The organism is Streptomyces albidochromogenes, from assembly GCF_005981925.1.
Taxonomy (GTDB): domain Bacteria; phylum Actinomycetota; class Actinomycetes; order Streptomycetales; family Streptomycetaceae; genus Streptomyces; species Streptomyces albidochromogenes.
The window spans coordinates 1-6,142 of record NZ_VBVX01000355.1 but is presented as its reverse complement, the minus strand read 5'-3'; the positions used below and the strand labels follow the sequence as shown (position 1 = coordinate 6,142).

Annotated in this window: 5 protein-coding genes; 1 reads left to right on the top strand and 4 read right to left on the bottom strand. The window is 73.9% G+C overall.

Translation table 11 applies throughout. The features are described from left to right. On the bottom strand, window positions 1-1,386 hold a 1,386-nt coding region (gene dnaG / locus E2E34_RS29860), incomplete at its 3' end, for a DNA primase (protein WP_138904992.1). A 78-nt stretch (window positions 1,387-1,464) separates the two neighbouring features. After that, window positions 1,465-2,727 carry an NAD(P)/FAD-dependent oxidoreductase gene (locus E2E34_RS29855; RefSeq protein ID WP_138904991.1) on the bottom strand — a complete coding sequence of 421 codons (1,263 nt, stop codon included), beginning with the start codon at window positions 2,725-2,727 and terminating at the stop codon, window positions 1,465-1,467. A gap of 439 nt (window positions 2,728-3,166) precedes the next feature. Between E2E34_RS29855 and E2E34_RS29850 the strand changes: the two genes are divergently transcribed. Then, the gene (locus E2E34_RS29850) at window positions 3,167-4,189 is read left to right on the top strand and encodes a winged helix-turn-helix domain-containing protein (RefSeq protein ID WP_138904990.1); all 1,023 of its coding nucleotides are present in this window, start codon (window positions 3,167-3,169) and stop codon (window positions 4,187-4,189) included. On the opposite strand, the gene E2E34_RS29845 is transcribed toward E2E34_RS29850, so the two are convergent. Both E2E34_RS29845 and E2E34_RS29840 read right to left on the bottom strand, forming a co-directional pair. Continuing rightward, the gene (locus tag E2E34_RS29845; RefSeq protein ID WP_138904989.1) at window positions 4,161-5,549 is read right to left on the bottom strand and encodes a deoxyguanosinetriphosphate triphosphohydrolase; all 1,389 of its coding nucleotides are present in this window, start codon (window positions 5,547-5,549) and stop codon (window positions 4,161-4,163) included. The two genes, E2E34_RS29850 and E2E34_RS29845, sit on opposite strands and share 29 nt — an antisense overlap. A gap of 36 nt (window positions 5,550-5,585) precedes the next feature. Beyond that, window positions 5,586-6,142 (bottom strand): sirohydrochlorin chelatase (locus E2E34_RS29840; protein ID WP_279637913.1); only part of this gene is annotated, 557 nt, incomplete at its 5' end.

Genomic DNA, 6,142 nt, shown 5'->3' with positions numbered 1-6,142 from the left:
GTACGAGGGGGTGGGGCGGCGGTCCTGCGGCGCGGCGGGGCCCCGGCCGCCCCGGTCGCGTGCCCAGCGGGCGAGCTGGGCGACGCGCTTGACCACGAACTGGGTGTCGAGGATGCCGAGGATGCCCGCGAGCTGGACCGCCGACTCGTGCTGGATCGCGATGTTCTTGATGTTCGCGACGATCGGCGCGGCCTCGTCGAGCGCTGCGGCCCGGCCGGCGGGAGTCTCCAGGTTGTGCCGGGACACGACATGGCGGATCGCGAACTCGAAGAGCGGCGTGCGGGTCTCGACCAGGGAAGCCACCGCCGCGTCGCCCTTGGCCAGCCGCAGGTCGCAGGGGTCCATGCCGCCGGGCGTGATCGCGATGGACGTCTCGGCGGCGAACTTCTGGTCGTCCTCGAAGGCGCGCAGTGCCGCCTTCTGGCCGGCCGCGTCGCCGTCGAAGGTGAAGACGACCTCGGCGGAGGCGTTGTCCATGAGGAGGCGCCGGAGGATCTTGATGTGGTCGCCGCCGAAGGACGTGCCGCAGGTGGCGATCGCGGTGGTGACACCGGCCAGATGGCAGGCCATGACGTCGGTGTACCCCTCGACGACCACCGCCCTGCTGGTCTTGGCGATCTCCTTCTTGGCCAGGTCGATGCCGTACAGGACCTGGGACTTCTTGTAGATCGCCGTCTCGGGGGTGTTGAGGTACTTCGGGCCGTTGTCGTCGTCGCGCAGCTTGCGCGCGCCGAAGCCGACGACCTCGCCCGTGATGTCCCGGATCGGCCACATCAGCCGGCCGCGGAAGCGGTCGATGGGGCCGCGGCGGCCCTCCTGGGAGAGGCCGGAGAGGGTCAGCTCCTTGTCGGAGAAGCCCTTGCCGCGCAGGTAGCGGGTGAGGTGGTCCCAGCCGGCGGGGCTGTAGCCGACGCCGAAGTGCTCGGCGGCGCTCTGGTCGAAGCCGCGCTCGGCCAGGAACGCGCGGCCGATCTCGGCCTCGGCGGAGCCGAGCTGCTCGACGTAGAACTGCGCGGCGGCCTTGTGCGCCTCGACCAGGCGGACCCGCTCGCCGCGCTGGTGCGTGGGGTTGTAGCCGCCTTCCTCGTACCGCAGGGTGATGCCCGCCAGAGCGGCGAGGCGCTCGACCGTCTCGGAGAAGGAGAGGTGGTCGATCTTCATCACGAAGGCGATCGTGTCGCCGCCCTCCTGGCAGCCGAAGCAGTGGAAGAGACCCTTGCTCGGGCTGACCTGGAAGGACGGGGACTTCTCGTCGTGGAAGGGGCACAGGCCCTTCAGGTTGCCACCGCCGGCGCTGCGGAGCTGGAGGTACTCGGAAACGACGGCGTCGATCGGGACCGCGTCCCGGACCGCCTTCACGTCGTCATCGTTGATCCTGCCTGCCACGCGTGAAGTGTACGGCGGTGCTCGGACAGTCCTGTCGGTGCGGCTTCGCCGCCCGGCCGGGTCACGGCCGGGCCGCGGTCAGCCCAGCAGGGACTCCAGGGGCACGGACGGGTCGGCGAGGGCGTTCGGGTCGACCCTGGCGCCGGTGCGGATCAGCTCCTGGATCGGCTGGGTGACGTCCCACACATTGACGTTCATGCCGGCCAGGACCCGCCGGTCCTTCAGCCAGAAGGCGACGAACTCGCGGCGGCCCACGTCGCCGCGGGCAATGACCTGGTCGTACGTGCCCGGGGGCGCCCAGCCGGAGTATTCGAGCCCGAGGTCGTACTGGTCGGAGAAGAAGTAGGGGACCCGGTCGTACGACACGTCCTGGCCCAGCATGGCGCGGGCGGCCGCCGGACCGCCGTTCAGGGCGTTGGCCCAGTGCTCGACGCGCAGCCGGGCGCCGAGGAGCGGGTGGTGCGCCGCCGCGACGTCGCCGGCCGCGTGGATGTCGGGGTCGGAGGTGCGCAGGGCGGCGTCCACGGCGATGCCGCCACCGTGGACGCGGTCGACGAGGGTCAGGCCGGCGGCCTCGGCGAGCGCGGTGCGGGGGGCGGCTCCGATGGCGGCGAGCACGGCGTGGGCGGGGTGCTCCTCGCCGTCGTCGGTGCGTGCGGCGAGGACCATGCCGTCCTGGCCGGTGATCTCGGTGAGGCGGGCGCCGAAGTGGAAGCGGACGCCGTGCTCCCGGTGCACGTCGGTGAACAGCTGTCCCAGTTCGGGTCCGATGACCTGGTGGAGCGGTGTCGGCTCCTGCTCGACGACGGTGACCTCGGCGCCGTAACCGCGCGCCGCCGCGGCGACCTCCAGGCCGATCCAGCCCGCCCCGGCGATGACCAGGTGCCCGTTGTCGCGGCCGAGCGAGGCCAGGACACCGCGCAGCCGCTCGGAGTGCGCGAGGCGGCGCAGGTGGTGGACACCGGCGAGTCCGGTGCCGGGGATGTCGAGACGGCGCGGTTCCGCGCCGGTGGCGAGCAGCAGCTTGTCGTAGCGGACGGCGGTGCCGTCGCCGAGTTGGACCGTCTTCGTGGCGCGGTCGACGTGCACGACGGGCTGCCCGAGGTGGAGTTCGATGTCGGCCTGTGCGTACCAGGCCGGTTCGTGGACGAAGACGCTGTCGCGTTCCTCCTTGCCGGTCAGGAACCCCTTGGACAGGGGCGGGCGTTCGTACGGATGCTCACGCTCGTCCCCGATGAGGATGACCCGTCCGGTGAAGCCCTCGCTGCGGAGGGTCTCGGCGGCCTTCGCCCCCGCCAGTCCCCCACCGACGATGACGAACGTCAGATCTGCGTCGACCACTTGGTGCCTCCTCTGTGCCTGCCCACACGCTACGCCGCCGTATTCGAGCGTCCCGCACGGAGCGTGATGGGGGAAGAGGGGGTGTGCCGTGGGCGTGTCGTGGAGGTGGCCCCGAGATGGCCGGCGGGGACGGTAGCGCGGTGCGTGAGGGTGTGCCGGCCGCGGGCCCCGGGCGGACGCCACCGGGGCGGACGAGAGGTGGCCGCGGACGTCTCCCCCGTTGACAGCCCGCGGCCACCACGCGACAAGCGTCACGCCGATGTGGACACCGCGCGGGGCTTTCGTGCACAACGCAAAAGGAACGCACCGTTCCGGCGGCTGGTGCGTACGCTCGCAAGAAGGTACGTACCGACGTCGCACCGGCGTACGGGCGGACGAACGGGCGAACGGACGGACAGGCGGACAGGGCGCGCGGGACACGGCGCGGCGTGGGGGGCGCATGCTACGCATCCACTTCACCACCGGGGATCTGAACCGGCTTCGGGTGGCCGCACGGCCCGACCCGCTCTGGGAGATCGTGAACAGCCTCCACCTGCTCCAGAACCGGCAGGGGGCGCTGGTGTTCGACCCCTGGCGGCGCGAGGTCCGCGCGGCGATCGCCCGCGCGGGGCTCACCCGCACGGTGGCCTCGCTGCACCGGCTGTACCCGTGCGCGGCGTACCTGCCCGACTTCCTGACGCCGGGCCGGGGCATCCCGGACCTGGAGACCGGCCTCGACCAGGTGCTCTCCACCCCCGCCACGCGGATGAGCGCGGAACTCGGGCGGCTGTTCGCCGACGGTCCGGTGCCGCCGGTCGCCCGGCGGCTCGCGGAGGGGGACGTGGAGACGCTGGAGCGGCTGGCCGATTCGCTGCGGCGGTACTACGCGGTGGCGGTCGAACCGTACCGGGACGTGATCGTGTCGGCGGTGGACGCCGACCGTCCGGTGCGGGCGGAGGCGGCGCTGTCCCGGGGACCCGAGGGGCTGCTCGCCACCTATGAGGACTTCGCCTGGCGGGACGACGGGGTGCTGGAGACCGGCTACCCGGTGGACAAGGAACTGGAACTGCGCGGGCGGTCGTTGACGATGATCCCCTCGTTCTTCTGCATCCGGCACCCCGTCGCGCTCGCCGACGAGGAGCTGCCGCCCGTGCTGGTCCACCCCGTGACGCCGGACCCCGGGTGGCTGGCCCTCGCCCGCGGGCCCGGCTCCGGGGGCGACGCGGGGCCCCGGTCGGCCGGGCTGCCGGTGGCGCAGCTCATCGGCCACACCAGGGCGGCCGTCCTGGAGGCGCTGGGGCGGCCGATGACCACGACCCAGCTCGGCGGAGCGCTGCGGCTGACGCTGTCGACGGCGAGCCGGCACGCGACGGTGCTGCGGGAGGCCGGACTGGTCGTCTCGGAGCGGCGCGGCAGCCGCGTCCTGCACCGGCGGACGGCGCTCGGCGACGCCCTCATGAACGGGGGCCCCTCGCCGCCGTGAGCCGGGCGTGCAGGGAGCGGGCGGCGGCGTCCGTGAAGCACGCGATCTGGTCGACGATCACGCGCTTGCGGGCCCGGTCGTCCGGCGCCTCGGCGAAGAGCGCGCGGAACTGGGGGTCCAGGCCCTCCGGCGCGCGGGCCGTGAGCGCCTCGGCGAGCTCGGCGATGACCACCCGCTGGTCGGCGCGCAGCCGCTCCTGCTCGTCACGCTGCATGACATAGCGGTCGGCGACGGCCTTGAGGACGGCGCACTCGTGGCGGACCTCGCGGGGGACGACCAGTTCGGCGGCGTACCGGGTCAGCCTGCCCGTTCCGTACGCCTGGCGGGTCGCGCCCTCGGCGGAGAGGCAGAAGCGGCCGATGAGCTGGCTGGTCGCGTCCTTCAGCCGGGCCTGGGCAGCGGCCGACCCGTCGTAGCCGTGCGGCCACCACTCCTCGTCGAGGAGGCGGTCGAGGGCCGCCGCCAGCTCCTCGGGACTGGTCTCCGCCGGTACGTACCTGCCGATCGCCACCGCGAAGACCTCCTGGCGCTCGGGCTCGGCGAGCAGGCAGTTGGGGTCGAGGTGTCCGGCGTGCAGGCCGTCCTCGAAGTCGTGCACGGAGTACGCCACGTCGTCGGACCAGTCCATGACCTGCGCCTCGAAGCACTGCCGGTGGGCGGGCGCGCCCTGGCGGACCCAGTCGAAGACGGGCCGGTCGTCGTCGTAGACGCCGAACTTGACCGAGCCGGGGTCGGTGGGATGGCCGCCGCGCGGCCACGGGTACTTCGTGGCGGCGTCGAGGGCGGCGCGGGTGAGGTTGAGGCCGACGCTGACCATCTCGCCGCTCGCCTCCGACCGTACGAACCGCTTGGGCTCCAGGCGGGTCAGGAGCCGGAGCGACTGGGCGTTGCCCTCGAAGCCGCCGCAGTCCTTGGCGAAGTCGTTGAGCGCCTGCTCGCCGTTGTGCCCGAAGGGCGGGTGGCCCATGTCGTGCGAGAGGCAGGCCGCCTCGACGAGGTCCGGGTCGCAGCCGAGGGCCGCCCCCAGCTCGCGGCCGACCTGGGCGCACTCCAGGGAGTGGGTGAGGCGGGTGCGCGGGCTGGCGTCCCAGACCTGGCTGCTGGAGCCGGGCGTGACCACCTGGGTCTTGCCCGCGAGGCGGCGCAGCGAGGCGGAGTGGAGCACGCGGGCCCGGTCGCGCTGGAAGGCGGTCCTGCCGGGCCGTTTGTCGGGTTCGGCGGCCCAGCGCTCGGTGGCGGCCCCGTCGTAGTGGGCGGGGTCGAGGACGGCCTGGTACTGGGCGTCGGCGAGCCGGGGCCCGGGGCGGTTCTCGGTGTGCCGGTCGTCCGTGTGGGGGGTTTCGTGCGCTGTGCCTGCCATGCACCGACAGTAGACGCAGGCGGTGACAGTCGGGACTCAGGCGGACGCCAGTTGGCGCCGGGGCGCCGGGGAGCGGGTGGCGAGCGCCTGGTCGTACCGGTGCAGGACGAGCCGTGCCAGGGCCGGGTGGGCGCCGAGCGGCGCGGACGCGATCCAGGGCGCGGCGGCGGCGCACTGCGAGGCGAAGCGGCCGGGCGCGGTGAAGTACGAGGCCACGGCCGTCCGGTGGCGGCCGCGCGCGGCGAGGGCCCGCAGGGCGTCGCGGACCGTGGGCGCGGCGGCGGACGCGTAGGCGGGGACGACGGGGACGCCGCCGAGGCGTTCGCCGAGCAGGGCGGCCGTGCGGCGGGTGTCGACGGCCGACTGCGGGTCGCGGGAGCCGGCGGCGGCCAGGACGATGCCGCTGCCCCGGTGCGCGGAGTCGGAGGTCCGCCAGCCCGCCTCGGTGAGGCGGGCGTACAGCGCCTCGACGAGGAGGGGGTGCGGGCCGAGCGGGGCGGCGATGCGGGTGCGCAGGTGGGGCGCGGCCGGGATCCGTGCGCGGTTGCCGGAAGGGTGCGACGGCCGGGAGCCCGTGCGCCTCGGCCGGGACC

What these genes read in the sequence shown, in the direction of transcription:
- E2E34_RS29850 (WP_138904990.1), top strand. Translation starts at nt 3,167, where the DNA reads ATGCTACGCATCCACTTCACCACCGGGGATCTGAACCGGCTTCGGGTG.
- E2E34_RS29845 (WP_138904989.1), bottom strand. Translation starts at nt 5,549, where the DNA reads ATGGCAGGCACAGCGCACGAAACCCCCCACACGGACGACCGGCACACC.